Source organism: Novosphingobium sp. GW821-FHT09E05, assembly GCF_059416165.1.
In genome coordinates, this window is sequence record NZ_JBWKOQ010000002.1 from 280,519 (window position 1) to 305,169 (window position 24,651).

General features: G+C 68.4%; 27 protein-coding genes and 1 tRNA gene. 17 read left to right on the top strand and 11 right to left on the bottom strand.

Annotated elements, in window-relative coordinates; genetic code table 11:
- Positions 1 to 5: 5 nt before the first annotated feature.
- Positions 6 to 92, bottom strand: a tRNA-Leu gene (locus AC07M9_RS13180).
- Positions 93 to 434: 342 nt separating this feature from the next.
- Between AC07M9_RS13180 and AC07M9_RS13185 the strand changes: the two genes are divergently transcribed.
- The 3 genes from AC07M9_RS13185 (at position 435) to AC07M9_RS13195 (ending at position 2,454) form a co-directional block, all read left to right on the top strand.
- The gene (locus AC07M9_RS13185) at positions 435 to 1,922 is read left to right on the top strand and encodes a helicase HerA domain-containing protein (RefSeq protein WP_494884208.1); all 1,488 of its coding nucleotides are present in this window, start codon (positions 435 to 437) and stop codon (positions 1,920 to 1,922) included.
- A gap of 143 nt (positions 1,923 to 2,065) precedes the next feature.
- Positions 2,066 to 2,251 carry a DUF4169 family protein gene (locus tag AC07M9_RS13190; protein ID WP_494884209.1) on the top strand — a complete coding sequence of 62 codons (186 nt, stop codon included), beginning with the start codon at positions 2,066 to 2,068 and terminating at the stop codon, positions 2,249 to 2,251.
- Entirely contained in the window at positions 2,251 to 2,454 is a 204-nt protein-coding gene (locus AC07M9_RS13195; RefSeq protein WP_007685093.1) for a hypothetical protein, read from the top strand. The genes AC07M9_RS13190 and AC07M9_RS13195 overlap by 1 nt, the downstream gene beginning before the upstream one ends.
- Before the next feature lie 76 nt (positions 2,455 to 2,530).
- Here AC07M9_RS13195 and AC07M9_RS13200 read toward each other — a convergent pair whose 3' ends face one another.
- Positions 2,531 to 3,013, bottom strand: a complete 483-nt coding sequence (locus tag AC07M9_RS13200; protein WP_494884210.1) for a hypothetical protein — start codon at positions 3,011 to 3,013, stop codon at positions 2,531 to 2,533.
- A 120-nt stretch (positions 3,014 to 3,133) separates the two neighbouring features.
- A complete protein-coding gene (locus AC07M9_RS13205; RefSeq protein ID WP_494884211.1) occupies positions 3,134 to 4,198 on the bottom strand; it encodes a L,D-transpeptidase family protein in 1,065 nt (354 codons plus the stop codon).
- A 155-nt stretch (positions 4,199 to 4,353) separates the two neighbouring features.
- On the opposite strand from AC07M9_RS13205, the gene bioF reads away from it, so the two are divergent.
- The 5 genes from bioF to AC07M9_RS13230 are packed head-to-tail and all read left to right on the top strand — an operon-like array spanning position 4,354 to position 8,782.
- Positions 4,354 to 5,517 (top strand): 8-amino-7-oxononanoate synthase, encoded by a 1,164-nt coding sequence (gene bioF, locus AC07M9_RS13210; protein ID WP_494884212.1) that lies wholly within the window; start codon positions 4,354 to 4,356, stop codon positions 5,515 to 5,517.
- Positions 5,514 to 6,131, top strand: coding sequence for an alpha/beta fold hydrolase (locus AC07M9_RS13215; RefSeq protein ID WP_494884213.1), 618 nt, complete (start codon positions 5,514 to 5,516; stop codon positions 6,129 to 6,131). Before bioF ends, AC07M9_RS13215 begins: the two co-directional genes overlap by 4 nt.
- Positions 6,128 to 6,889 carry a methyltransferase domain-containing protein gene (locus AC07M9_RS13220; RefSeq protein ID WP_494884214.1) on the top strand — a complete coding sequence of 254 codons (762 nt, stop codon included), beginning with the start codon at positions 6,128 to 6,130 and terminating at the stop codon, positions 6,887 to 6,889. The genes AC07M9_RS13215 and AC07M9_RS13220 overlap by 4 nt, the downstream gene beginning before the upstream one ends.
- Before the next feature lie 7 nt (positions 6,890 to 6,896).
- Positions 6,897 to 7,529 (top strand): dethiobiotin synthase, encoded by a 633-nt coding sequence (gene bioD / locus AC07M9_RS13225; protein ID WP_494884215.1) that lies wholly within the window; start codon positions 6,897 to 6,899, stop codon positions 7,527 to 7,529.
- Positions 7,526 to 8,782 carry an adenosylmethionine--8-amino-7-oxononanoate transaminase gene (locus AC07M9_RS13230; protein ID WP_494884216.1) on the top strand — a complete coding sequence of 419 codons (1,257 nt, stop codon included), beginning with the start codon at positions 7,526 to 7,528 and terminating at the stop codon, positions 8,780 to 8,782. The genes bioD and AC07M9_RS13230 overlap by 4 nt, the downstream gene beginning before the upstream one ends.
- 25 nt (positions 8,783 to 8,807) lie before the next feature.
- Here the strand turns inward: AC07M9_RS13230 and AC07M9_RS13235 are convergent, their stop codons facing one another.
- From AC07M9_RS13235 to AC07M9_RS13245, 3 genes are all read right to left on the bottom strand, one after another.
- Positions 8,808 to 9,857 carry a DUF7064 domain-containing protein gene (locus AC07M9_RS13235; RefSeq protein ID WP_494884217.1) on the bottom strand — a complete coding sequence of 350 codons (1,050 nt, stop codon included), beginning with the start codon at positions 9,855 to 9,857 and terminating at the stop codon, positions 8,808 to 8,810.
- A 98-nt stretch (positions 9,858 to 9,955) separates the two neighbouring features.
- Entirely contained in the window at positions 9,956 to 10,789 is an 834-nt protein-coding gene (map, locus tag AC07M9_RS13240; protein WP_494884218.1) for a type I methionyl aminopeptidase, read from the bottom strand.
- A 37-nt stretch (positions 10,790 to 10,826) separates the two neighbouring features.
- Entirely contained in the window at positions 10,827 to 11,642 is an 816-nt protein-coding gene (locus AC07M9_RS13245) for a DUF4163 domain-containing protein (protein ID WP_494884219.1), read from the bottom strand.
- A gap of 49 nt (positions 11,643 to 11,691) precedes the next feature.
- Here AC07M9_RS13245 and AC07M9_RS13250 point away from each other — a divergent pair, with 49 nt between their 5' ends.
- The 7 genes from AC07M9_RS13250 to AC07M9_RS13280 all read left to right on the top strand — a co-directional run bounded on the left by AC07M9_RS13250 (position 11,692) and on the right by AC07M9_RS13280 (position 17,805).
- Positions 11,692 to 13,074 carry a leucyl aminopeptidase family protein gene (locus tag AC07M9_RS13250; protein WP_494884220.1) on the top strand — a complete coding sequence of 461 codons (1,383 nt, stop codon included), beginning with the start codon at positions 11,692 to 11,694 and terminating at the stop codon, positions 13,072 to 13,074.
- 116 nt (positions 13,075 to 13,190) lie between these two features.
- Complete coding sequence (locus AC07M9_RS13255) at positions 13,191 to 13,487, top strand: SH3 domain-containing protein (RefSeq protein WP_494884221.1); 297 nt, start codon at positions 13,191 to 13,193, stop codon at positions 13,485 to 13,487.
- Positions 13,484 to 14,407, top strand: coding sequence for an N-acetyl-gamma-glutamyl-phosphate reductase (gene argC / locus AC07M9_RS13260; protein WP_494884222.1), 924 nt, complete (start codon positions 13,484 to 13,486; stop codon positions 14,405 to 14,407). Before AC07M9_RS13255 ends, argC begins: the two co-directional genes overlap by 4 nt.
- A 308-nt stretch (positions 14,408 to 14,715) precedes the next feature.
- Positions 14,716 to 15,054 (top strand): P-II family nitrogen regulator, encoded by a 339-nt coding sequence (locus AC07M9_RS13265; protein WP_043978976.1) that lies wholly within the window; start codon positions 14,716 to 14,718, stop codon positions 15,052 to 15,054.
- A 158-nt stretch (positions 15,055 to 15,212) separates the two neighbouring features.
- Positions 15,213 to 16,622: a type I glutamate--ammonia ligase gene (gene glnA, locus AC07M9_RS13270; protein ID WP_494884223.1), complete on the top strand. Its 1,410-nt coding sequence runs from the start codon at positions 15,213 to 15,215 to the stop codon at positions 16,620 to 16,622.
- Between the two features lie 185 nt (positions 16,623 to 16,807).
- Positions 16,808 to 17,416, top strand: coding sequence for a lysozyme (locus tag AC07M9_RS13275; RefSeq protein WP_494884224.1), 609 nt, complete (start codon positions 16,808 to 16,810; stop codon positions 17,414 to 17,416).
- Positions 17,413 to 17,805: a DUF1801 domain-containing protein gene (locus AC07M9_RS13280; RefSeq protein ID WP_494884225.1), complete on the top strand. Its 393-nt coding sequence runs from the start codon at positions 17,413 to 17,415 to the stop codon at positions 17,803 to 17,805. The genes AC07M9_RS13275 and AC07M9_RS13280 overlap by 4 nt, the downstream gene beginning before the upstream one ends.
- Before the next feature lie 92 nt (positions 17,806 to 17,897).
- Here the strand turns inward: AC07M9_RS13280 and AC07M9_RS13285 are convergent, their stop codons facing one another.
- A complete protein-coding gene (locus tag AC07M9_RS13285; protein WP_494884226.1) occupies positions 17,898 to 18,734 on the bottom strand; it encodes an arginyltransferase in 837 nt (278 codons plus the stop codon).
- A 232-nt stretch (positions 18,735 to 18,966) separates the two neighbouring features.
- On the bottom strand, positions 18,967 to 20,226 hold the full coding sequence (locus AC07M9_RS13290) for a threonine ammonia-lyase (protein WP_494884227.1): 1,260 nt from the start codon (positions 20,224 to 20,226) through the stop codon (positions 18,967 to 18,969).
- Between the two features lie 112 nt (positions 20,227 to 20,338).
- On the opposite strand from AC07M9_RS13290, the gene AC07M9_RS13295 reads away from it, so the two are divergent.
- Entirely contained in the window at positions 20,339 to 21,247 is a 909-nt protein-coding gene (locus tag AC07M9_RS13295; RefSeq protein WP_494884228.1) for an NAD(P)-dependent oxidoreductase, read from the top strand.
- Positions 21,244 to 22,965 carry an amidohydrolase gene (locus AC07M9_RS13300; RefSeq protein WP_494884229.1) on the top strand — a complete coding sequence of 574 codons (1,722 nt, stop codon included), beginning with the start codon at positions 21,244 to 21,246 and terminating at the stop codon, positions 22,963 to 22,965. The genes AC07M9_RS13295 and AC07M9_RS13300 overlap by 4 nt, the downstream gene beginning before the upstream one ends.
- 45 nt (positions 22,966 to 23,010) lie before the next feature.
- Here AC07M9_RS13300 and tatC read toward each other — a convergent pair whose 3' ends face one another.
- From tatC to AC07M9_RS13315, 3 genes are read right to left on the bottom strand one after another with little or no spacing between them, the layout of a single operon-like run.
- On the bottom strand, positions 23,011 to 23,850 hold the full coding sequence (tatC, locus tag AC07M9_RS13305) for a twin-arginine translocase subunit TatC (protein WP_494884230.1): 840 nt from the start codon (positions 23,848 to 23,850) through the stop codon (positions 23,011 to 23,013).
- Positions 23,851 to 23,860: 10 nt separating this feature from the next.
- Positions 23,861 to 24,256, bottom strand: coding sequence for a Sec-independent protein translocase protein TatB (gene tatB / locus AC07M9_RS13310; protein ID WP_494884231.1), 396 nt, complete (start codon positions 24,254 to 24,256; stop codon positions 23,861 to 23,863).
- A 20-nt stretch (positions 24,257 to 24,276) separates the two neighbouring features.
- Positions 24,277 to 24,555 (bottom strand): twin-arginine translocase TatA/TatE family subunit, encoded by a 279-nt coding sequence (locus AC07M9_RS13315; protein ID WP_494884232.1) that lies wholly within the window; start codon positions 24,553 to 24,555, stop codon positions 24,277 to 24,279.
- Positions 24,556 to 24,651: the final 96 nt, after the last annotated feature.

Here is a 24,651-nt window from a genome sequence, read left to right on the forward strand (position 1 = left end):
ACTGCTGGTGCGGTCGAGAAGACTCGAACTTCCACGGGCTTTCGCCCACAACGACCTCAACGTTGCGCGTCTACCAATTCCGCCACGACCGCATTTTTTCGGGGCTGGATAATCATCCGCCCCTGGCAGGAGCGGGCCATTAGCGCAGACATTCGGACCCTGCAAGCGAGTCGTGCGGATTATTTTCGTTTCCCATGATTTTTCACTCGGGGCGCCGTGCGTCACCCTCCCCACCCTCATTCCGTCATTCCCGCCAAAGCATGAATCCAGCTGATGAGGTGGCAGGTTTCAAGGACGTCAGCTGGGTCCCCCGCCTTCGCGGGGATGACGACTCTTGTTTCAGTTGCTCCGAACCACCATCCCCTGTTCCCCGCGTCAGGGGATAACGCCGCGCTTCGCTTGCGCCCCGTCCGGCGCTTTGGCAGGAGCGAGGCGTGAGCGCGAACATCGTGATCGGCCAGACGCCGCAGGGCCAGCCGATCGAGATCGACATCAAGGAACTTCTGGCGACCCGCCTGCTGGTGCAGGGCAATTCCGGGTCCGGAAAGTCGCATCTGCTGCGCCGGATCCTGGAAGAGAGCGCCAGCATCGTCCAGCAGGTCGTGATCGACCCCGAGGGCGACTTCGTTTCGCTTGCGGAGGAGTTCGGCCACGTCGTCATCGACGGCTCCGCCTATGGCGAGGCCGAGATCGCCCGGCTCGCCGCGCGCATCCGCCAGCACCGCGCCTCGGTGGTCCTCGCGCTCGACGAGCTGGAAATCGACCAGCAGATGAAGTGCGCCGCGCAGTTCCTCAACGCCCTGTTCGATGCCCCGCGCGAACAGTGGTATCCCGCGCTCGTGGTGGTGGACGAGGCACAGATGTTCGCCCCCGCCGCCGCCGGCGAGGTTTCCGAGGAAGCGCGCCGGGTCAGCCTCGCGGCGATGACCAACCTGATGTGCCGCGGGCGCAAGCGCGGCCTCGCGGGCATTATCGCCACGCAGCGCCTCGCCAAGCTCGCCAAGAACGTCGCGGCCGAGGCCAGCAACTTCCTGATGGGCCGCACCTTCCTCGACATCGACATGATCCGCGCCGCCGACCTGCTCGGCATGGAGCGGCGCCAGGCCGAAGCGATCCGCGACCTAGCGCGCGGGCAATTCCTCGGCCTTGGCCCCGCGATCGCGCGGCGGCCGGTATCGGTGAACGTCGGCTCCGTGCGCACCGGCGCCAAGTCGGTGACGCCCGGCCTCACCCCGCTGCCCACCGCCACCACGGCGGAACTGCGTGAGCTGCTCCACGAGAACCTCCATGTCGAGCTGGAGCGCCCCGAATTCCCGCGTCCCGCGCTCCGCACCGAAGACGCCGAATCGCTCGCCCGCCGGATCGCCGCCAACGAAGTGCTGGAGCCGACCAGCTCGCAGGCCCGCGAACGTGAGCGCGAGAGGGAACGCGCCGAGCCGGGGGCCGAGGAAAGCCGCGCCGCCATGACCGAGATCATGAACGCCATGGCGCAGGAGGACGACTGTACGTTCCAGTCCTCGACCACGCTGTTCCAGGACTTCTCGATCCGCTGCCGGATGAAGGGAATCTCGGTGCGCGGGCTGGACGCGACGATGTTCCGTCGGGGCTTCGCCGCCGCGCTGGCCGGAATCGAGGACCCCGACGACCAACGCTGGGTGGACCTCGTAAACCTGTCCAAACACGTCCCTGATGACGCGCTGGCGACGTTCTACGTCATCGCCCGCGCCGCCATCGACGGGCGGCCCTGCCCGGACGACATGGACCTCGCGCGCATCTACGGCACCAGCTCGCCCCGCCGCGTGCAGCGCCTGCTCGACTATCTGGAGAAGGACGGGCTGATCGTGGTGCGCACCGATTTCTCGGGCAAGCGATCGGTCGGCCTGCCCGACCTCGGCGTGACGACGAGCCCGGTCGAGGCGTAGTCGATACGTCATCCCGGACCTGATCCGGGATCGCTGGGTACTCCGGAGCGCCGAGTGTTAGGAGCCGCGCGGTGAGCGGTCCCTGCCTTCGCAGGGACGACCAGGCCCTTCACGCTCCCGAAAGAAGACTGTAAAGCCCATTCATGGCCGAAATCGTCAACCTCCGCATGGCCCGCAAGGCGAAGGCCCGCGCTGCCGGCAAGCTGAAAGCGGACGCCGCCCGCGCCCGCCACGGCCGGACCAAGGGCGAGCGTCTGGCCTCCGAAGCCGAAGCCGCCCGGATCGACCGCGTGGTCGAAGGCGCGAAACGCGAGAACAGGGAAGACTGATGCGCTCGACCTACGAGGAAGCCAGCGTGCGCCTCTACCACCTCGACGGCGGCGCCGAGGGCGGCGCGGCGAACACGCTGTTCTACGGCCCGCTGTCCCAGGCCATGCTCATCGCCGAACAGCAGCCCGAAGAAGTGCAGGACGGCCTGTTCATCGCCACCGACAACGACGTGGTGGCTTACCTCGACCTGCTCGAGAGCTGAGCCTCAGGCGGCGGCAAGCCGACCTGCCTGCCGTCCCGCTTACTCACGCCCACATCCGATCAGTCAGACCGGAGCCTCAGAACTTCGCTTGCACGCCCGCAGCGACGTAGTGGTCGCCGATGTTGCCCTTGACATCAATGAACGGGGCCAGCGGCATCGCGACGGTGCCGTAGCCGCGCAGGTCGTCGCCGATGAAGCGCGCACCAAGGCCGAAGGACAGCGACATCGGCAGCTTGTAGGTCGCCTCCACCTTGCCGAAGAGCTTCGTACCCGAATTGTCGCACTTGCCGTCCGAAACCTGCTCGCCGTCGGATTCGCGGATGCACTGCGAATCGCGGTTGTCGTAGCCGTCGTGGTCACGCTTGTGGAAGAAGGCGCCGACCCCCGGAGTGATCGAAAAGCCGCCGTCCTGGATGATCGGCACGCCGACCGCGAGTTCGCCGCCCCAGTCGCCTTCCGAGCGCGCGACATTGGCCTCGGCGGTGACGGTCGCGGCGGTAGCGGGCACGGCCACGGTGAGGGCGCAAGCACCCAGCGAGCCTGCGAGAAGGTGCTTCATGATGGTCCCTGCTCCTTGAAACCGTTTGCTTTCGCGGGGCTAGTTTCAGTGCGGAGCAGGGGCAAGGCAGGTGGATTCGGTCCGTCCCGGCAAGGACTCGCCCTGTCGGTTTCCGGCGCTTTAAGCCTGGAACACCACCTCGGTGCCGGTGTGGACCATCTGCGCGAGGCGCGCGGCGTCCCAGTTGGTCAGGCGCACGCAGCCGTGGCTTTCGGTGTGGCCGATATTCTGCGGCTCGGGCGTTCCGTGGATGCCGTAATGGTCCTTCGAAAGGTCGATCCAGACGACGCCGACCGGCCCGTTCGGACCCGGCGCGAGGCGCTTGGCCTTGTCGTTCTTGCCGGCGTCCCAGAACAGGTCCGGGTCGTACTGGTAGTCCGGGTTGCGCGATTCGCCCTTGATCGTCCAGTTTCCGATCGGCAGCGGATCGTGGGCGCTGCCGGTGGTCACCGGGAACTGAGCGATGAGCTTGTCCGCCTTGTCGTAGACCCGCAACGTGCCTTGCGACTTGTCGACGACGATGCGCTCGGCCTCCGGCTGGTCGGCCGAGACGCCGAGGCGCTGCAGCGTGTCCGCCCAGCCGCGCTCGTCGCCCTCGATCGTCGCGAGCGGGACGTTGGCGATACCGGGCACGCGGATGGTGCGACCGGCACCGAGCGCGGTGCTGGGTCCATTGAGCGCGACCAGCGTTTCGGGCGTGGTGTGGAAGCGTTCCGCCAGCGCCTCGGTCATCGACCGGTAGCCGAGGTGGTCGAACCGGGCGAGTTCCGCCGTCCTGTGCGGCAGGTCGCGCACGAAGGGACCGCGCGCGAAGGCATCGGGGATGACCACAAGCCGGGTCGTCGCCGCACCCTGCCCCTGGAACAGCGCCTGCTGCGTTGCCGGGTCGAGCGCGGCGCTGGGGGCCAGCCCGCGCGCTTCCTGCCAGGCGGCGAGCGCCAGCTTGTAGGACTGGCCATCCTTGCCATCGATCACGCCCGGCGAAAAGCCGAGCCGATCGAGTACGACCTGCGCGCGCATGATGACGCTGTCGGCCGATTCGGTCTCGCCCCCGCCCGGCGCGTCGGCGAAGGCGAGCGTATCCGCGCTCGCCGCCTTGGATGGCGCGGGCGCGGGTTCGTCACGCGATCCGCAGGCGGAGATCAGCACGAGGGCGGGAAGGCAGAGCGGAAGGAAGCGTTTCAAGCGGACACCCGGCGTTATTGTTCTATGCCGTCTCAACGCGCCAGATCGTCCCGGGATGCATGGTTTGCAACTCCACGGTGAAACGCCTGCGCCAAACCCTTATGCCAAACCCTTATGATTGTGCTGCGCGCCCGCTTGCCATACCGGAGCGCGACATGAGCAAGCTCGATTCCCATCTCGAGGCGGCGCTGGCGCGGATCGGACGCGCCGGGCAGCGCCGCACCCTGCGTGCGACGGCCCTGATGCCGGGCGGCCGGGTCGAGCGCGGCGGCCGCATCCTCATCGACTTCTCCAGCAACGACTACCTCGGTCTTGCCCGTCATCCGCTGCTGACGACGCGCGCAGGCGAGTGGGCGGCGGCATACGGCGCGGGCTCGGGCGCCTCGCGGCTGGTGACCGGCACGAGCGAGGCGCACCTCGCACTCGAGGCGCGCATCGCCGCGTTCAAGCACTGCGAGGCGGCGCTGATCTTCGCGAGCGGCTGGCAGGCCAACGCGGCGGTGATCCCGGCGCTGCTCGCCGCCGCGCCCGGAACCGCGGTGTTCACCGACCGGCTGGTCCACGCCAGCATGCACGCCGGGCTGTCGATGGCCGGCAGTCGCCAGCACCGCTTCCGCCACAACGACCTCGACCACCTCGAAACCCTGCTCGCCGACAAGGGCGCCGACGCTCCGGCGCGGCTGATCCTGACCGAATCGGTGTTCTCGATGGACGGCGACCGCGCCGACGTCGCCCGCCTCGCCGACATCGCCGAGCGCCACGACGCCGCGCTGTTCGTCGACGAGGCGCATGCCACCGGCGTGCTCGGCCCCGGCGGGCGCGGCCTCACCGCGCTGGTGCCCGGCCGCGTCGACGTGGTCATGGGCACCTTCAGCAAGGCGCTGGGCGGCTTCGGCGCCTACATTGCGGGTTCGCAGGTGCTGATCGACTACCTCGTCAACGCGGCGAGCGGCTTCGTCTTCACCACCGCCCCGCCGCCCGCCGTGCTGGGCGCGATCGACGCCGCGCTCGACCTCGTGCCCCGGATGGACGCCGAGCGCGCGCATCTGGGGGCGCTGGGCGACCGTCTGCGCGCGGGCCTCACGCGGCTCGGGCTCGACCACGGCGACTCCTTGACGCAGATCGTCCCCGCCATGATCGGGCCTGAGGACGAGGCCATGGCTCTCTCCGCGCGGTTGGAGAAGGCTGGTTTCCTCGCCTCCGCGATCCGCCCGCCGACTGTGCCGCCCGGCACCAGCCGCCTGCGCATCGCCCTGCGCGCGACGCACTCCGAGGCCAATATCGACGCGCTCCTGGCTGCGATAGAGGCGCATCGGTGAAGCTGCTGTTTGCGCACGGCTGGGGGTTCGACCGCCGCTTCTGGGACGCGCTCGCCGCGCTGCTGCCAGAGTGGGCGCACGCCATCGACGACCGCGGCTACTTCGGCGCGCCCGAGGCAGCGCCTGTCGAAGGCCCTTGCGTGGCGGTGACCCACTCGTTCGGCACCATGCGCGTGCTTGCCGCGCCGCCGCCGGGCCTCTCCGGGATCGTCGCGATCAACGGGTTCGAGCGCTTCACCGCCGTCCCCAGCCGCGCGGGCGTGCCGGTGCGCGTGCTCGATCGCATGCTGCGCCGCTTCGAAACCGAGCCGCGCGCCGTCCTGACGGAATTCCGCCGCACATGCGGGAGCGAGGCGCCGTTCGACGAAATCGACGCAGCCCTGCTCCACACCGACCTCCTACGCCTGCGCGATGCCGCCCCGCCGCTACCGCGCCTGCCGATACTGGCGCTCCAGGGCAGGCGCGATCCGCTGCTGCCCGAGGCCATGCGCGAGGGCGCCTTCGCGGGCGCCGATGTCCGCCGGCTGGACCACGCGGCGGGCGGCCACCTGCTTCCGCTCGAAGCGCCGCAGCTCTGCGCCGCCGCCGTGCGCGGCATGGTCGAGAGCCTGTGACCCGGCGCGAGCGCATCCGCGACGCCTTCGCCGCCGCGCCGGACTACGACGGCCAGGCCCGCGTCCAGCGCGACGTTGCGAACCGCCTCGTCGCGCGCACCGCCGCGCTGGGCCTGCCTTCCGCGCCGCGCGTACTGGAGATCGGCTGCGGCACCGGCTTCCTGACCGGAGCGCTGGCGGATACGGGGCTCGGCGGCGAGTGGCTCGTTACCGACATCGCCCCCGAAATGGTCGAGCGTTGCCGGGCCCGCCTCGGCGCGCCGCAGCATGGCCGCGCGCTCGACTTCGCCGTGCTCGACGGCGAACACGGCACGCCCGCAGGCGGCCCCTTCGACCTCATCTGCTCCAGCCTTGCGGTGCAGTGGTTCGACGATGCTCCCGCTGCGCTCGCGCGCATGGCGGGCTGGCTCGCGCCCGGCGGGCACCTCATGGTCACCACGCTCGCACCCGGCAGTTTCGGCGAGTGGCGCGCCGCGCACGAGGCGGAAGGAATCGCGCCCGGCACCCCCGCCTTCGCTCCGGTAGAGAATTTCGCCGCCCTCTCCCCCACGTCGCTGACGGTGGAGCGCCATCTCGAAAGCCACGCCGACCCCCGCGCTTTCCTGCGCGCGGTGAAGGCGATCGGCGCGGGCACTTCGCATCCCGCGCACCGCCCACTGAGCCCCCCCCAGTTGCGCCGCGTCATGGCCAGATTCGCCCAAAGCGGATGCGAAGTGACGTACGAGGTCGTGACCTGCCATCTCCACCGCGCTAGGTGACACGCCCATGACCACACGCCCGATCATCGTCACCGGCACCGACACCGGCATCGGCAAGACCGTGTTCGCCGCCGCCCTCGCTGGAGCGCTGGGCGCACATTACTGGAAGCCGGTGCAGGCGGGGATCGAGGAAGAGGGCACAGATGCCCAGCGCGTCGCGCAACTCTCGGGCCTGCCGCGCGCGCAGGTGCTGGACGAGGCCTACCGCCTCGCGACCCCCTGCTCGCCCCACCTGGCCGCCGAGATCGACGGCGTGACCATCGACCCCGCCCGGCTCGCGCTGCCCGAGGTCGATGGCCCGCTGGTGGTCGAGGGCGCGGGGGGCGTGCTCGTCCCCATCTCGCGCAACGAGACTTATGCAGACCAGTTCGCCCGCTGGGGTGCCCCGGTCGTGCTGGTCGCGCGCACGCAACTCGGCACGATCAACCACGCCCTGCTCTCGATCGAGGCGCTGCGCTCACGCGGCGTGCCGATCCTGGGCGTGGCGTTCGTCGGCGAGCCCGTCGAAGACAGCGAGGCGACGATCTGCGCCATGGGCGGCGTCAGGCGCCTGGGCCGCCTGCCCCGGCTCGATCCGCTGACGTGCGAAAACCTGCGCGCCGCGTTCGCCGCCGCCTTCCGGGTGGACGACTTCGCATGAGTGGTTCGGCGATCTGGCACCCCTTCACCCAGCACGGCCTCTGCGAGCCCATCCCGCTCGTCACCCATGCCGAAGGCGCGCTGCTGCACACGGCCGACGGACGCACGGTGATCGATGCAGTCTCGTCCTGGTGGGTGACCACGCATGGCCACTGCCACCCCCGCATCATGGCCGCCGTGGCCGAGCAGGCGCAGAAGCTGGACCAGCTCATCTTCGCCGGCTGGACGCACGAGCCCGCCGAGGCCGTCGCCGCCGGGCTCACCGCGATCATGCCGCGCGAACTGACGCGGGTGTTCTTCTCCGATTCAGGCTCCACCAGCGTCGAGGTCGCGCTGAAGATGGCGCTCGGCTACTGGCACGGACGGGGAGAAGCGCGGCACCGCATCGTGGTGATGGAGCATTCCTACCACGGCGACACGATCGGCGCGATGTCGGTAGGCGCGCGCGGCGTGTTCAACCGCCCCTATGAGCCACTGCTGTTCGACGTCGGCCGTATTCCCTTCCCGGCGGCAGGCCACGAACAGGATACGCTCGATGCCCTCGAAGCCCTCTGCCGCGAGGGCGACACTGCCGCGCTGATCGTCGAGCCGCTGATCCTCGGCGCCGGCGGGATGCTGGTCTACGGGCCGGAAACGCTGAAGGCGATGCGCGAGATCTGCGCGGCCCACGGCGTGCTGTTCATCGCCGACGAGGTCATGACCGGCTGGGGCCGCACCGGCACGCTGCTCGCCTGCGAACAGGCCGGGATCGTCCCCGATATCCTGTGCCTGTCCAAGGGCCTGACCGGCGGCTCGCTGCCGTTGGCGGTGACCATGGCGACCGAGCCGATCTTCGAGGCCCACTGGTCCACCGACCGCGCGCGGATGTTCTTCCACTCGTCCAGCTACACCGCCAACCCGATTGCCTGCGCCGCCGCCGCCGCCAACCTCGCCATGTGGCGCGAGGAGCCGGTGATGGAATGCGTCACCGACCTCGCCGCGCGCCAGTCCGCCTGGCTGGAAAAGCTGGGCCGCTTCTGCCACTTCGAGAACCCGCGCACGCTGGGCACCATCGCCGCGCTGGACCTCAGGACGCTGGAGGCGGGCGGCTACATGGACAGCCTGGCCCCCGAACTCATGGCCTTTTTCAGGGAGCGCGACGTGCTGCTGCGCCCGCTCGGCAACACCGTCTATGTGATGCCCCCCTATTGCATCACCGACGACCAGCTCGACGACGTGTGGAACGCCATCGGCGAGGCCGTGATTTCGTTCTGAAGGTAGGCTCCAAAGCCTCCTGCCCTCACAACTCCATGACGCTGGGCTTGCTGGAGCGCTCGATCATCCCGGTCGTGCGCTCGCCTTCCCAGGTGTAGAAGGCGTGGCTCTGCTGGACGATCGGCCAGTCCTTGGGCCAGTCCGGCGGGAGGACATGGCCGCCGCGCGAGCGGGTGTTGGCGAACGTGACACCGCCGATCTCGATCCGGCGGCCATCCACGGTTTCCAGCACGCAAGGCACGTCCTCGCCGCCGGTCACCAGCTTGCGCAGCCAGGGAATCTCGACCGGCCGCGCGCCGATGCGGGTACCGTCCGCCTCGATGATCCAGCCTTCCGAATAGCTCGGCGGCTCCCCTTCGCGCGGGGGGTAGGAGTTGAAGCCGAAGGCCCGCCCGCTGGGGAACACCGCCGACTGCCAGCAGTGGCCCCAAAAGCCCGCGAAGGCGCGGAAGCCGGTGCGGCGAATGCGCAGGCCATTGGCCTTGAACGTCCGCTCCTCGCCGTCGATGGTCAGGGTACCGGTGGCGCGCAGCAGCTGTTCGTAGCGCGGGCTCATGTAGTCGCCCTGCTTGCCGCCCAGCGCCTCCGCCGCTTCGGGCAGGATCGAGCCGGGCTCCCACGGGATCGCGGCCATGCGCATGTCGATGTCGAAGGAAATTGCGGCCCATTCCTTCTCCTCGAAGTCCGGGTTCTCGAGGATTTCCTGCGCGCTGGTGAGGGCGACCGGACCTTTGAAAGTCACGGTCCAGCGGCGGAAGGGCTCGACGCATTCGAAGCGGATCGGACCAGTTGCGCGCACCGTGGGGCGGCCGTCGGCACCATAGGCAGCCTGCGTCTCCCCGTCGCCGCGCCGCGAATAGAGGCGGCCGTCGGCGAAGGCGATGTCGAGCCAGAGTTCGTGGCGGTCCCACTGCGCACCAACGGCTTCGACGCCGACCCGCATGGCGAAGAGGCCGTTTTCCTCCTCGAGCCAGACGTTCACGGCGTCGCGGATGCCGTCCTCCGGTCGCTCGGCTACGACGTATTCGCGGGCCACGGGCAGGCCGCCGGACAGGTCGGTCGTCTGGGTCGCCATTGCTCTCCCTCCTTTTATTGCGGAGGGAGGCTGTCACGCCGCTGCGGCGAGGTCACGCCCCCAGCGGCGCGCCTCGGCGATATTCGGAGGCGGTGGGCTCAGACGTAGGGCGGCTTGTGACGGCCGGTCGGGCTAGTGGTGAATATCTCGCAGCCGTCCTCGGTGATGCCGATCGAGTGCTCGAACTGGGCCGAGAGCGACTTGTCCCGCGTCACCGCAGTCCAGCCGTCGGAGAGCAGCTTCACCGGCGGCTTGCCGAGATTGATCATCGGCTCGATAGTCATGAACATGCCCGGCTTGAGCAGCGGCCCTGTGCCGGGGCGGCCGGCGTGGACCACTTCGGGTGCGTCGTGGAACAGGCGGCCGAGGCCGTGGCCACAGAATTCGCGTACCACGCCGTAGCGGTTCGACTCGGCATATTCCTGGATGGCGGCGCCGATGTCGCCGACGCGGTTGCCCGGCTTGGCCTGGGCGATGCCGATCATCAGGCACTCGTAGGTCACGTCGACGAGGCGGCGGGCCTTCAGCGGCACGTCGCCGACGAGGTACATGCGGCTGGTGTCACCGTGCCAGCCGTCGAGCAACGGTGTCACGTCGATGTTGACGATGTCGCCGTCCTTGAAGGTCTTCTCGGACGGGATGCCGTGGCAGACGACGTGGTTGATCGAGATGCAGCACGAATGCGCATAGCCACGGTAGCCCAGCGTGGCAGGCACGGCGCCGCCGTCGAGCGTGAGTTCGCGCACCTTGTCGTCGATCGACGCGGTGGTGACGCCGGGCTGCACCAGCGGCGCGATCTCGTCGAGGATGCGCGCGGCGAGCTGGCCGGCGCGGCGCATGCCCTCGAAGCCTTCGGGGCCGTGCAGCTTGATGGTGCCGTCGCGCAGGAGGGCTTCCTCCTGGCCGGGCTCTACGATCTGGTATTCGGTCATGTGCCCCAGATAGCACGCCTGCCCGGAAATTGCGAGCTTAGGGCCTTACAGAAAACGCCGCGCGGTACTGCGGCTTGAGCGCGGCGATGACGCTGGCGGTCACCGGCACGGTCACTTCGTAACTGCCCTCGGCGTAGGGACCGGCCTCGTAAGGTGCTATTAGCACCCCGATACGGTCGAAGTAGCGGCGGTTGGTCGAGCCCAGGATCACCGTCTGCGCGGTGGGGTCGATGCATTCGGTGAACATCTGCCCGCTGCGCTGGACCGGCTCGCCGCGCTTCTTCGAACGCTGCTGGTCGAGCGCTTCGCAGAACGGCGCCTGGATCGCATCGCGCAGGGCGTCCTGGCTGGCGAACAGGTCGCCGGGCTTGCGCGCGGTGTCGGCGGCGCGATCCCACAGCAGCGCGTCGTAGTTGGTCATGCCATGCGCCCCGCCGGAGAACTCGTAGAGCGTGGACGACAGCGAGAGCCAGCCTGGCAAATCGGTCACCACCTTCCACTCAGCCTGGCGTTCGTAGGGATGGAACGGAAAGCCGTCCTTCGCCGCCTCGGCCTTACCGCTGCGCGCCGAGGTGTCGACGTCGGACCTGGAAGCATCGAGGCGCTGGTCTAGCATTTCGCGAAGGCCGGGGATCGCGGCTGCCTGGTCGGGATAGGAATAGGCGAAGGAATAGGCATCGTTCTTGACCGTCTCGGATCGTCCCTTGACGGCGGACGGGGCCGGCGGCGACGCCTGCGTGGGAGTTGCCGCCTCGACGCTCGCGGTCTCCGATGGGCCCGGCGCCGTATCCCGCGAGCCGTTGCAACCTGCCGCCGCCAGGGCCATGATCGCCACCCAACTGCCGTATCGCATCACATTTCCTCTCGCACTCGGGCTCGCGGGAAGGCTAGAGAATCAGCGCATGAGCGACAAGAACCCATTGATCCAGCCCGATCGCGGCCAGAAGGCCGTTTCCGTCCACCTCGTCGAGAAGGACGGACTGGAGAAATTCCTCAAGGGCCTGAGCGTTCCCCAGCGCGCCGCCATCGCGGCGAACCGCTTCACCGGCGGCGCCGGCGACTACGCCGTGATCCCGGACGGCGACGGCTGGGCGGCTGTGCTCGGCGTGGCGGACGCCGCCTCGCTGACGAGCTGGTGCATGGCCAAGCTGGCAGAGAAGCTGCCGGCGGGCACTTACCGCCGCGTCGGCGGGGAGCCGGGCGCGGCGATGCTGGGGTGGATCCTCGGCCAGTACGGCTTCGATCGCTACCTTTCCGACGCCGAGGACGAAGGCCCCCGCGTGCTGCTGACCGGCGAGCCCCGGGACATCGATGCAGTCACCGCCGAGGCCGAGGCGGTCATGCTGGTGCGCGACCTCGTCAACACCCCCGCCGAGGACATGGGGCCCGCCCAGTTGGAGGCCGAGGCGGAGAACCTCCACAAGGCCTACCGCGCCGAAATCCGCGTGACGCGCGGCGACCTGCTCGAGCGCGAGTTCCCGATGGTCCACGCCGTCGGCCGGGCCGCCGCCCGCTCCCACGCCCCGCGCATGATCGAGCTGGAATGGGGCGACCCGAAACATCCGCGCGTGGCCATCGTCGGCAAGGGCGTGTGCTTCGATTCGGGCGGGCTCGACATCAAGCCCGGCTCGGGCATGCTGCTGATGAAGAAGGACATGGGCGGCGCGGCGCACGCGCTGGCGCTCGCCCGGCTGGTGATGGGTGCGAACCTGCCGGTGCGCCTGCACGTGCTGGTCCCGGCGGTCGAGAACGCCATCGCCGGCAATGCCTTCCGCCCCGGCGACGTGCTGCGCAGCCGCGCCGGCATCTCCGTCGAGATCGGCAACACCGACGCGGAAGGCCGCCTGATCCTGGGCGATGCCCTCACCCGGGCCGGCGAGGACAAGCCAGAGCTTGTGATCGACTTCGCCACCCTCACCGGCGCCGCGCGTGTCGCGGTCGGCCCGGACCTTCCTGCGCTGTTCACCCGCGAGGACGCGACGGCCGAGGCGCTGCTGGCCTCGGGCAAGGCGGTGGACGATCCCTGCTGGCGCCTGCCGCTGCACGAGGGTTACCGCGAATACCTGAAATCCGACATCGCCGACATCAACAACGCCGGCTCCAGCGGCTTCGCGGGGGCCAGCACGGCGGCGCTGTTCCTCGACCGCTTCGTGCCCAAGGGCCTCGACTGGGCGCACTTCGACACTTTCGCCTGGCGCCCGGCCGCCAAGCCCGGCCGCCCCAAGGGCGGCGATGCGCTGGGGCTTCGTGCGGCGTGGCACATGCTCAGGGGCCGCTATACCTAACTTGCGAAGCTGACATGACCCGGCTAAGCGCGCCCATCTTTGCTTTTGGAGACGCACCGACGTTGGCACCTGTGGATTCGTATACCCGCCCTCCCCGGACCGAAGGCATGCTTGCCATGACCGGGCCGAGCGTGCGCGCGGATCCCGGTTGCCTTCCGGTGCGCGGCGACCTCGCGCACATCAAGCTCGCCGGGCTCTACTTCGTGCCCCACTACGCGGAGCCGATGCCGCGCAAGGTGATCGCCCTGATCTGGCTGCGCGCGGCCGGACGGCTTGATGCCGACGAGATTTGCGAAGTTCCCGTCGGCGCCACCTTCAATGTCCTCGACATTTCGGGCGGCTGGGCCTGGGGCCAGTACGGCGAAGACGGGCCGGTCGGCTACGTTCCCATGAGCAACCTGGAAGCGGCATGACCCGCAGCGTCTTCATCGACGGCGCCGCCGGCACCACCGGCCTCGAGATCGCCGAGCGGCTTGCCGGCCGCAGCGAATTCGATCTGGTGATCCTCGACGACGAGCGCCGCAAGGACGACGCGGCGCGCGCGGAAGCGCTGAACGACGCCGATTTCGTGATCCTCTGCCTGCCCGACGACGCCGCCGAGGCCGCCGTGGGCATGATCGCCAACGACCGCACCCGGGTGATCGACGCCTCGTCCGCCTACCGCACCGCGCCGGACTGGGCCTACGGCTTCCCCGAAGTGACCGGCCGCGAGGCGATCGCCTCGGCCATGCGGGTGAGCAATCCGGGCTGCTATCCCACCGGCTTCATCGCCCTCGTCGCGCCGCTGGTGCGCGCCGGCCTCCTGCCAGCCGAATGGCCCTACGTCTGCCATGCGGTCTCGGGCTATTCGGGCGGCGGCAAGGCGCTGATCGCCCGCTTCGAAGCCGACACCGGCATCGCCTTCCGCGCCTACGGCCTCGCGCTCGGCCACAAGCACGTGCCCGAAATGCAGGTCCACGCCGGCCTGGCGCACGAGCCGATCTTCGCCCCCGCCGTCGTGCCTGCGCACCGCGGCATGCTGGTCGAAGTACCGCTGCACCTCTCGATGATGCCGTCTGCCGGCTCGCCCGAAACGCTGCGCGCCGCTCTCGCCGAATTCTACGCCGGCAGCCCCGTCGTGAAGGTGGTGGACGACCAGCCCGACGAACTGCTGCTGCGCGGCTCCATGGCCCCGGTCGACAGCCTGACCCTGCGCGTCCTCGGCGCGAAGGACGGCAAACAGGCGCGCCTCGTCGCCATGCTCGACAACCTGGGCAAGGGCGCCAGCGGCGCGGCCGTGCAGAACCTCAACATCATGGCCGGCCTCGACGAGACCGCCGGGCTGCGGCTTTGATCGGATCGCCGTCCCCGACCTGATCGGGGACGGCGAGCTCCAAAAACCGCATTGCACAATTTACGGGCACGCCCTGCCTGAATCTTGAACAGAACTTGCCCCATCAGCCGGTGCGGCATTGCCACAGTCCGTCAATTGACTGGGCAAATGGTGCAATTCCGGCCTTTTCGCGGTTGCACACTTGGCCTACCAGTGAGCCCGCCGCATTGGCACGATTCTTGATGGGATTCGCGCGCGAGGCTTCTGGTTCCCGGACCGGTTCCCTCCTACTAGACAGTCCGGGTGCAAGTGCAGGGGTCCAGGCAGGCGTGAAGAAGATCGAAGCCATCATCAAGCCGTTCAAGCTCGACGAAGTGAAGGAAGCGCTCCACGAAGTGGGCGTCTCCGGCATCACGGTCACCGAGGCCAAGGGCTTCGGACGTCAGAAAGGCCACACCGAACTCTATCGCGGCGCCGAATACGTCGTCGACTTCCTGCCCAAGGTGAAGCTCGAGGTCGTCGTGCCCGACGCGCTCGCGGACCGCGTGGTCGAAGCCATCGCCGACGCCGCGCAGACCGGCCGCATCGGCGACGGCAAGATCTTCGTCGTCCATGTCGAGACCGCCGTGCGCATCCGCACCGGCGAGCGGGACGACGACGCGCTGTAACGCGCGCCGCAGCGAATTTCCGGCTTCGGCCGGGCTCCAATTTCCGGCCTCGGCCGGGCCAGGGGATACGCCGGCTGGGGGGCCGGTGGCTGCCCCAAGTCCCCATCCACCCCTATCCTCTTTCGGGATCGGAAGAGTAACACTGGAGAACCAAGACCATGGCAACTGCAAAGGACGTCCTGAAGAGGATCAAGGACGAAGAGATCGAGTGGGTCGATCTCCGTTTCACCGACCCCAAGGGCAAGTGGCAGCACCTGACCATGGTTTCGACGGTCCTGGGCGAAGACGAGCTGGAAGACGGCCTCATGTTCGACGGTTCGTCGATCGAGGGCTGGAAGGCCATCAACGAGTCGGACATGATCCTCAAGCCCGACCTCGATGCCCTTTACGTCGATCCGTTCTCGGCCACCCCGATGCTGATCCTGTTCTGCGACATCGTCGAGCCTTCGACCGGTGAGCTTTACGCCCGCGACCCGCGTTCGTGCGCCAAGCGCGCCGAATCGTTCGTCAAGTCGGCCGGCTTCGGCGACACCGTCTTCGTCGGCCCCGAGGCCGAGTTCTTCATGTTCGACGACGTGAAGTTCTACGACGGCTACGACGGCAACGGCTTCAAGATCGACGACATCGAACTGCCGGGCAACACCGACAAGTCGTACGACACCGGCAACCTGGGCCACCGCCCGCGCGCCAAGGGCGGCTACTTCCCGGTCGCTCCGGTCGATTCGGCCACCGACATCCGCGCCGAGATGGTCTCGACCATGATCGAGATGGGCCTGCCCTGCGACAAGCACCACCACGAAGTCGCCGCCGCTCAGCATGAGCTCGGCCTGACCTACGGCACGCTCGTCACCACCGCGGACCGCATGCAGATCTACAAGTACGTCGTGTGGATGGTCGCACAGGCCTACGGCAAGACGGCGACGTTCATGCCCAAGCCGATCATGAAGGACAACGGTTCGGGTATGCACACGCATATCTCGATCTGGAACGAGGGCAACAACACCTTCGCGGGCAACGGCTACGCCGGTCTGTCCGAGAACTGCCTGTACTTCATCGGCGGCGTCATCAAGCACGCCAAGGCCCTCAACGCCTTCACCAACCCGACCACCAACAGCTACAAGCGCCTGGTCCCGGGTTACGAAGCCCCGGTGCTGCTGGCCTACTCGGCCCGCAACCGTTCGGCCTCGTGCCGCATCCCCTACGGTGCCGGCACCAAGGCGAAGCGCGTGGAATTCCGCTTCCCCGACGCGATGGCCAACCCGTACCTGTGCTACGCCTCGCTGCTGATGGCCGGCCTCGACGGCATCAAGAACAAGATCCATCCGGGCGAAGCGATGGACAAGAACCTGTACGATCTGCCCCCGGCCGAACTCGCCGAAGTGCCGACCGTCTGCGGTTCGCTGCGTGAAGCTCTGGACAGCCTCCAGGCCGACCACGCCTTCCTTCTCGAAGGCGGCGTGTTCACCGAGGACCAGATCGAAGCCTACCTCGAACTCAAGTGGCCCGAAGTGCTGCGCTGGGAAACCACGCCGTCGGCGGTCGAGTTCGACATGTACTACAGCCTATGATCCCTCCCCGGTAAGAGACTGGCGACCAGTTCGCCGAGAGGGGCGTCCGGAGCAATCCGGGCGCCCTTTCGCTTTGGGCACGAAAACACTTTCCTACAGATCCCGCTCAGGCTTACTCAATCGGCTGCCCGCAAGACGGACGGCCTGTCCATGCCCTGCGGGCGGTTCCATCCGCAGGAGTGTCCATGGACCGAAAGCCGATATTCGATGCCGTCCGCCAGATGCTGGCCCGCAGTTTCACGCGGGCCGAGGTCGCGGCGCTCGACCGCGCCATCGACCTTGCCAGCGTCCTTGCCATCGACCTGGCCGCCGCCTCCGGGCCTGCCGCCCGGCGATCGCTGGGCGCCGCCGGCGCCGCGCTCATCAAGAAGTGGGAGGGCTGCGCGAGACGCCAGACCGACGGCACTTTCGCCGCCTATCCCGATCCCGGCAGCGCCGACGGCGCCCCATGGACCATCGGCTGGGGCTCGACCGGACCGGACGTGCGCAAAGGCGCGGTCTGGACCCAGGCCCAGTGCGACGCGCGCTTCGACGTGGACATCCTGCGGCACGTCGCCGAAGTCGCGGACTTCCTCGGCGCGGCTCCGACCCGCCAGAACCAGTTCGACGCGCTCGTCTCGTTTCACTACAATACCGGCAAGATCCGCAGCGCCGCGCTCGGCAAGCTGCACCTCCAGGGCCAGTTCGCGGCGGCGCAGGCCGAGTTCGGCAAGTGGATCTTCAATGACGGAAAGCCGATGAACGGCCTGAAATCTCGCCGGGCCGACGAGGCGCAGCTATACGGGATACCATGACCGGACACGACCAGAAGACACCGTCGCAGCTCATCGACGCGCGCATTGCCGCCCTGGACGACTGGCGCGGCGAAACCCTCGCGCAGGTGCGCGCCCTCATCCTCGAGGCGCTGCCCGCGGTGGTCGAGGAGTGGAAATGGCGCGGGGTGCCGACCTGGTATCACGGCGGCGGCATCGTCTGCACCGGCGAGACCTACAAGGCCGCGGTCAAGCTGACGTTTGCGAAAGGGGCCGCGCTCACCGATCCGGCGGGGCTGTTCAACGCCAGCCTCGAAGGCAACGTGCGCCGCGCCATCGATCTCCACGAGGGCGACGTCGTGGACGAGGCGGCGCTCAAGGCACTGTTCGTGGAAGCGGCCGCGCTCAACGGCGCGAAGAAGAAGCGGTAGCCGCGCGCTTCTGCCCGATCCGTCATCCCCGCGACGACGGAAGACCCAGCAGATGCCGGTTCGTCACCGCAGATCGTCGGATCGGTGCGCGCTCACCCCTTGGCGATCGTGCCCATGCCGTCCTTGGGACCCGCGGCATCGTCGCGGCTGCGGGGGTTGGAAACGGCTTCGGCGATCAGGCGGTCCTGGTCGACGGGCGCGATACGCTCCCAGCCCGAACGGCCGAGCTTTTCCATGGGGCGGTAGCGCACCTTGTACTGCATCCGGGGCGAGCCTTCGACCCAGTAGCCGAGGTAGACGTAGGCCAGCCCCATCTCGTTGGCGCGGCGGATATGGTCGAGGATGATGTAGTTCCCGAGCCCCTGCCTGCCTTCGTGGTGCGGGTCGTAGAACGAATAGATCATCGACAGCCCATCGCACTGGCGATCGGTGAGGCAGGCGCCCACGAGACGGCCGGGCTTGACGCCGTCCAGCGACGGTTCGCGGTATTCGACGACGTAACTGGTGACCGGTGTGTGCTCCACCATGTCGGCGAAATCGACCTCGTCCATCGTGGTCATGCCGCCTTCGGGGTGACGGGCCGAGAGGTAGCGCTGCAGCAGGTCGAACTGCTCGCTGGTGGACCAGGGCCGGCAGACCGTGGCGACGAGGTCGCCATGCGCCTTGAGCGTGCGTTTCTGGGTACCCGAGGGAATGAACTCACCCGTGACCACCCGCACCGAGACGCAGGCGTTGCAATCGATGCAGGATGGGCGGTAGGCTACGGTCTGGCTGCGGCGGAAGCCGATCCGGCCCAGCGCGTCGTTCAGCGAATCGGCGTGGGGGCCCTTGAGTTCGGTGAAAACCTTGCGTTCGCTGCGCCCCGGAAGATAGGGGCACGGCGCCGGGCTCGTCACGAAGAAGCGGGGAAATCGAACCGGAGCCGTCACCGAACTTGATCTTCCTCTTGCGTTGTGGCCGGCGCTGCGTCCGTCTGCTTCCCGAAATATGCATGTCGTCGCAGCGCGTTGCGAGTCTTTTAACCACAGGAACCGACCGGCCTGCGGTGAAATCGCGCCGTAGCGGTGGCATCGGCGCGTGACTGTCCCGGTACGGGGCGTCCGGATATGCGAAACCTTACGTAACCGTCAGCCCCGCGCAAGACCTAATCGAAAGACCTGCCTACTCGGTCTCGACCTGCTTCACTTCGTAGCCCTCGCGGCGCAGCGCGGAAACGAGGGCATCCAGCTGCTGCTTGTCGCGCGCCTCGCACTCGATCTCGGTGACGAGGCCCTTGGCGGGCAGGTGGGTGAAGATGCGCTGGTGGAAGACCTCGATGATGTTCACGTTGTGCTCGTGGAACACCTTGGCGACCTTGAACAGGGCGCCGGCGCGGTCCTGCAGGCCGATGCGCAGGCGCGCAAGGCGGCCCGAGCGCGCGAGGTCGCGCAGCAGCACGTTGGCGAGCAGGCGCGTGTCGATGTTGCCGCCCGAGAGCACCATGCCGACCTTGCGGCCGACGAACAACTCGCGGTTGCCCAGCACGGCGGCAAGGCCGGTGGCGCCCGCGCCCTCGACCAGCGTCTTCTCGATCTGGAGCAGCAGGCACAGCGCGCTCTCGATCGCCGGCTCGCTCACCAGCAGGAACTCGTCGAGCAGCGGGCGCAGCACCTTGGAGGTGAACAGCCCCGGCTGGATCACCGCGATGCCCTCGGCCAGCGTGTCGCCGCCGATCGGCAGGTTGGTGCCCTTGAGCAGATTGTACATCGACGGATAAAGCTGCGCCTCGACGCCGACCAGGCGGATCGCCGGGTTGATGTCGCGCGCGATGGTCCCCATGCCCGAGGACAGGCCCCCGCCGCCCACCGGCAGCACCAGCGTGTCGAGTTCGGGCACGTCTTCCAGCATTTCCAGCGCGACGGTGCCCTGCCCGGCCGCGACGTGCGGGTCGTCGAACGGATGGACGAAGGTCAGCCCCAGCTCCACCTCGAGCTTGCGGGCATGGGCATAGGCCTCGTCGAAGCTCTCGCCTTCCAGAACGACCTTGCCGCCCACGCTCTCGGTCTGCATGACCTTCACCGTGGGTGTGGTCTTGGGCATGACGATGGTGACGGGCACGCCAAGCCGCGTGCCGTGATAGCTGAGGCCCTGCGCGTGGTTGCCCGCCGAGGCGGCGATCACGCCGCGGCTCTTGCGCTCCTCGGGCAGCTGGAGCAGCGCGTTGAGCGCCCCGCGCTCCTTGTAGGCGGCGGTGAACTGCAGGTTCTCGAACTTGAGGTAGATCTCGGCGCCGGTGATCGCGCTCAGCGTGGCGCTGTATTCGGTCGGCGTGCGCACGACCTTGCCCGAAATTCGCTCCGCCGCCGCACGAACGTCGGCTGCGGTCAGCGGGGCGTCGCCGGTGGCGGCCCCGGGAGCGGTGTTGAGCAGAGTCTGGTCCATGGGGCCGCGACTAGAGGAAACCGCGACGAATTGAAAGCGCAGTCGCCCCGGATCGGCCCAATCTCGGCACCTCCACGGTTTGCTTTTAGCTAAAACCCGCTAGAACGCCCTGATGAGCGAAAGCACGATACAACGCCGCAAGGTGTCCATGATCGGTCTCGGCACGATGGGCGGTGCGATCGCGCGGCACATCGGCGAGGCCGGCCACGAACTGACGATCTACAATCGCACACCCGAGCGCGCGCGCAAGTGGAGCGGGGACAACCCCGGCCTCGCCCACCGCATCGCCGCAAACCCCGCGCACGCGGCGCAGGACGCCGACGTCGTGATCACCTGCGTGGGCAACGACGACGACCTTGCCGACGTCGTGCTCGGCCCCAACGGCGTGTTCCGCATGCTCAAGAAGGGCGGCACCTTCATCGACCACACGACGGTCTCGGCGCGCATCGCGCGGCAGATCTCGGTCGAGGCCCGCGACCTGAAGATCCACTGCGTCGACGCGCCGATGACCGGCTCGCAGATCGGCGCGGAGAACGGCACGCTCACCCTGATGTGCGGCGGGCGCGACGACGCGATCGAGGCCGCGCGCCCGATCATGGAGGCCTATTCCAGCCGCATCGTCCACGTCGGCAAGCCCGGCTCGGGCCAGATCGCCAAGATGGCGAACCAGATATGCATCGCCGGCAACGTCGCCGCGCTGGCCGAGGCGGTGCGCTTCGCGCAGGCCTCGCACCTCGACATGGGCAAGGTCTACGAGGCGATCTCTGGCGGGGCGGCGCAGTCGTGGCAGATGGACAACCGCTGGACCTCGATGGACGCGGACGAGTTCGACTTCGGCCTCGCGATCGACTGGATGCGCAAGGACCTCGGCCTCAGCCTGGAAGAAGGGCGCGGGCTCGGCGTCTCGCTGCCGGTGGCGGCGCTGGTCGACCAGTTCTTCTCCGACATCCAGGCTCAGGGCGGCGGCCGGCTCGACACCAGCGCCATCATCAAGCGCCTCCCGAAGAAGGGCAAGAAGTGAAGCATTCGATCGGGGCAGCCGCCGCGCTGCTCGCCGGGACCGCGATGACGGCGCCCTTCCCTGCGTCCGTGGCCCACGCCGACGTCCTCGTCGACAACGTCGAAGGCGTGACTCCTGACGGCCGGGGCGGCGTCGAGCATTTCGAAGGCTTCCTCATCAGCCCCGACGGCCACGTCCTCCAGGTGTTCCACAAGGGCGAGAAGCGGCCGAAGAAGGTCGACTATCAGGTCGATGGCAAGGGCCGCGTGGTCATGCCCGGCCTGATCGACGCGCACGCACACGTGATGGGCACCGGCTTCGCGAAGATGACGCTGGACCTCTCCACCGCGCGAACGCTGGATGAGGCGCTCTCGCGCGTGGCGGCATGGGCCGCCGCGCACCCCGACGCGCCCTGGATTCTCGGCAGTGGCTGGAACCAGGCGGACTGGTTCAAAAGCGGGGGGGGACTGGACCGCATGCCCACCGCCGCCGAACTCGACGAAGTAACCGGCGGCAAGCCCGCCTGGCTCACCCGCGTCGACGGCCATGCCGGCTGGGCGAATTCCGCCGCGCTCTCGGCCGCCGGGATCACCGCCGCCACCGCCGACCCGGCGGGTGGCGAAATTCTGCGCGTCGCGGGCTCGAAGGCGCCTTCGGGCGTGTTCGTGGACGCCGCGGCCCGGCTAGTGGAAGCGAAGCTGCCGCGTGTGCGCCCAGAGGACCGCGACACCGCGCTGGGCGAGGCGCAGCTGGCGTTCCTCGCCTCGGGCGTGACCACCGTGGCCGACATGGGCTCGACCATCGAGGACTGGCAGACCTTCCGCCGCGCCGCCGACACCGGCGCCCTGCGCGTGCGCGTGGTGTCCTACGCCGCTGGCATCGACGCCATGACCCTGATCGGCGGGCCGGGGCCGACGCCCTGGCTCTACGACGACCGGCTCAAGATGAACGGGGTCAAGCTCTACCTCGACGGCGCGCTGGGTTCGCGCGGGGCGTGGCTGAAGGCGCCTTATGCGGACGATGCCAAAGCCAGGGGCCTGCCGCAGATGAACCAGACCCAGCTCGGCAACCTGATGAGCCGGGCGGCGATGGACAACTTCCAGGTCGCCGTCCACGCCATCGGCGACGAGGCCAACGCCACCGTGCTCGATTCGATCGAGGAACTGTCGGCCACCTACAAGGGCGATCGGCGCTGGCGGATCGAGCATGCTCAGATCGTCGATCCGGCCGACATTCCGCGTTTCGGCCGCAACGGCGTGATCGCCTCGATGCAGCCGCAGCACGAAGCCTCCGACCGCACCATGGCCGAGGCGCGACTGGGGCCGGCACGGCTGGCGGGCGCCTATGCGTGGAAGTCGATCGCGGCCACCGGGGCGACGCTCGCCTTCGGGTCCGACACCCCGGTCGAGCCCGCGCATCCCTTCGAGGGGCTCGCCGTGGCGGTGACCCGGCAGGGCGCGGATGGGCAGCCGGCGGGCGGCTGGCAGCCGCAGGAAACGCTCACCCGCGAGGCGGCGCTGGCCGCCTACACCACGGGCGCGGCTTACGCGATGTTCGCGGAAGGTCGCCTCGGCCGCATCGCCAGGGGCTACCGCGCCGACTTCCTGTTCGTCGACAACGACCCGATGACCGCCTCGCCCGAGCAGCTTCGCGCGATGCGGGTGCTGGAGACCTGGATCGGCGGCAAGCTGGCGTGGTCTGCGGCGCAGGACGGCGGCAAGGCCGGGGTGCGGCGCTAGCTGGATCGCCGTCGTCCTCGCGCAGGCGGGGACGACGCTGGGTTCTTAAGGCAGCACGTCCGCTACCGCTTTGCCGGCGGCTTCGGCTTCCTTCTCGATCGCTTTTTCCTCGGCCGCGCGTTCCTTGGCGTCGCGGCGTTCGGTGAACCACATCAGCAGGAGCGTGCCTTCGAACAGCATGAGCAGCGGGATCGCCAGCAGCAGCTGCGAGATCACGTCGGGCGGGGTGGCCACGGCGGCGATGATGAAGATGCCGACGATGGCATAACGCCGCGCCGCCACGCACTGCGCGCGGGTCACGATGCCGGCGCGGTTGAGCAGCATCAGCAGCACCGGCAGCAGGAAGCTGATTCCGAAGGCCAGGATGAACTGCATCACCAGCCCGAGGTAGTCGCCGGTGCCGGGCAGCGCCTCGAGCTTGAGGCCGCCCTTCTGGCCCTCGAAGCTGAGGAAGAAGTGGAAGGCGGTCGGCATCACCACGTAGTAGGCGAGCGCCGCACCCATCGTGAACAGCACCGGGGTGGCGACGAGGAAGGGCAGGAACGCCTTCTTCTCCTTCGCGTAGAGCCCCGGCGCGATGAAGGCCCAGATCTGGTTGGCGATAACCGGGAAGCTGACGAAGAAGGCCGCGAACATCGCGATCTTCACTTCGACGAAGAATGCTTCGTAGAGCTTGGTGTAGATCAGCTTGCCCTGGCCCGGCGGGAAGGCGGCCGTCAAGGGCCGCACCAGGAACGAGAAGATGTCGCCCGAGAAGTAGAAGCACACCGCGAAGGCCACCGCGAAGGCGAGGAACGCGCGCAGCAGGCGGCCGCGCAGTTCGATCAAGTGCTCCATCAGCGGAGCCTGCGAATCGTCGATGTCGGCTATGCGGAAGGGCTGCATGGCGGGTGCCTCAAGGGGGTGGAGGCGGCAGGTGCAGCTCGGCCTGCCGGGTTTCGGAGGCAGGCTCGGCCGTGCCGTTCTGCGGGGCGGGCTCGGCGGCGTCAGGCAGCGGAACGGGCGTCGTGGTCGGCGCCTGCATGTCCTCGGCGGTGGGATGCATGGCGGGCAGCTGCGGGCTGGCCTTCATGATCGCCTCGTTCTGCTCGCGCCATTTGCGCTCCATGTCCTCCAGCTCGGCCTCGCGCACCATGGCGTCGAGACCCGAGCGGAAGTGGTTCGAGACCTTGCGCATCTTGCCGATCCAGCGGCCAGCCGTGCGCAGCGCCATCGGCATGTCCTTGGGGCCGATGACGACGACCGCCACGATGACGATCATCAGGAGTTCGGATGCGCCGACGTCGAACATCGTACGTCAGTCCCGCGCGCTCAGACCTGCTCGTTCTTGGTCTCGGCCGGGGTCGCCGCCGGAGCCGGAGCCACTGTCGGGGCGGGCTCGACGACCTGCTGCGAGGCGATCTGGGCGGGGCTCGGGGTAGGCGTAACGGGAGCGGCGGCCTTCTTGGCCTCTTCCTCGTTCATGCCTTCCTTGAAGCTCTTGATGCCCTTGCCGAAGTCACCCATGATTTCCGACACGCGGCCGCGTCCGAACAGCACGAGCACGATCACGAGAACGATCATCCAGTGCCAGATCGAGAAGCTACCCATAACCTCAACTCCAAAAGCCACGGCCGATTCCGACCGTCATCGGGCCCATCTAGGCGCTTTGGTGCCAAGTTGAAAGCCCGTCATGGTTCTGTCCTT

Excerpts from the sequence above, each read along its gene's own strand:
- glnA (WP_494884223.1), top strand. The coding sequence starts at position 15,213 with ATGGCAACTGCAAAGGACGTCCTGAAGAGGATCAAGGACGAAGAGATC.
- AC07M9_RS13280 (WP_494884225.1), top strand. The coding sequence starts at position 17,413 with ATGACCGGACACGACCAGAAGACACCGTCGCAGCTCATCGACGCGCGC.
- AC07M9_RS13230 (WP_494884216.1), top strand. The coding sequence starts at position 7,526 with ATGAGTGGTTCGGCGATCTGGCACCCCTTCACCCAGCACGGCCTCTGC.
- AC07M9_RS13195 (WP_007685093.1), top strand. The coding sequence starts at position 2,251 with ATGCGCTCGACCTACGAGGAAGCCAGCGTGCGCCTCTACCACCTCGAC.
- AC07M9_RS13200 (WP_494884210.1), bottom strand. The coding sequence starts at position 3,013 with ATGAAGCACCTTCTCGCAGGCTCGCTGGGTGCTTGCGCCCTCACCGTG.
- AC07M9_RS13245 (WP_494884219.1), bottom strand. The coding sequence starts at position 11,642 with ATGCGATACGGCAGTTGGGTGGCGATCATGGCCCTGGCGGCGGCAGGT.
- AC07M9_RS13290 (WP_494884227.1), bottom strand. The coding sequence starts at position 20,226 with ATGGACCAGACTCTGCTCAACACCGCTCCCGGGGCCGCCACCGGCGAC.
- AC07M9_RS13275 (WP_494884224.1), top strand. The coding sequence starts at position 16,808 with ATGGACCGAAAGCCGATATTCGATGCCGTCCGCCAGATGCTGGCCCGC.
- AC07M9_RS13190 (WP_494884209.1), top strand. The coding sequence starts at position 2,066 with ATGGCCGAAATCGTCAACCTCCGCATGGCCCGCAAGGCGAAGGCCCGC.
- AC07M9_RS13255 (WP_494884221.1), top strand. The coding sequence starts at position 13,191 with ATGACCGGGCCGAGCGTGCGCGCGGATCCCGGTTGCCTTCCGGTGCGC.
- AC07M9_RS13250 (WP_494884220.1), top strand. The coding sequence starts at position 11,692 with ATGAGCGACAAGAACCCATTGATCCAGCCCGATCGCGGCCAGAAGGCC.
- bioF (WP_494884212.1), top strand. The coding sequence starts at position 4,354 with ATGAGCAAGCTCGATTCCCATCTCGAGGCGGCGCTGGCGCGGATCGGA.
- bioD (WP_494884215.1), top strand. The coding sequence starts at position 6,897 with ATGACCACACGCCCGATCATCGTCACCGGCACCGACACCGGCATCGGC.
- argC (WP_494884222.1), top strand. The coding sequence starts at position 13,484 with ATGACCCGCAGCGTCTTCATCGACGGCGCCGCCGGCACCACCGGCCTC.
- AC07M9_RS13295 (WP_494884228.1), top strand. The coding sequence starts at position 20,339 with ATGAGCGAAAGCACGATACAACGCCGCAAGGTGTCCATGATCGGTCTC.
- tatC (WP_494884230.1), bottom strand. The coding sequence starts at position 23,850 with ATGCAGCCCTTCCGCATAGCCGACATCGACGATTCGCAGGCTCCGCTG.
- map (WP_494884218.1), bottom strand. The coding sequence starts at position 10,789 with ATGACCGAATACCAGATCGTAGAGCCCGGCCAGGAGGAAGCCCTCCTG.
- AC07M9_RS13235 (WP_494884217.1), bottom strand. The coding sequence starts at position 9,857 with ATGGCGACCCAGACGACCGACCTGTCCGGCGGCCTGCCCGTGGCCCGC.
- AC07M9_RS13315 (WP_494884232.1), bottom strand. The coding sequence starts at position 24,555 with ATGGGTAGCTTCTCGATCTGGCACTGGATGATCGTTCTCGTGATCGTG.
- tatB (WP_494884231.1), bottom strand. The coding sequence starts at position 24,256 with ATGTTCGACGTCGGCGCATCCGAACTCCTGATGATCGTCATCGTGGCG.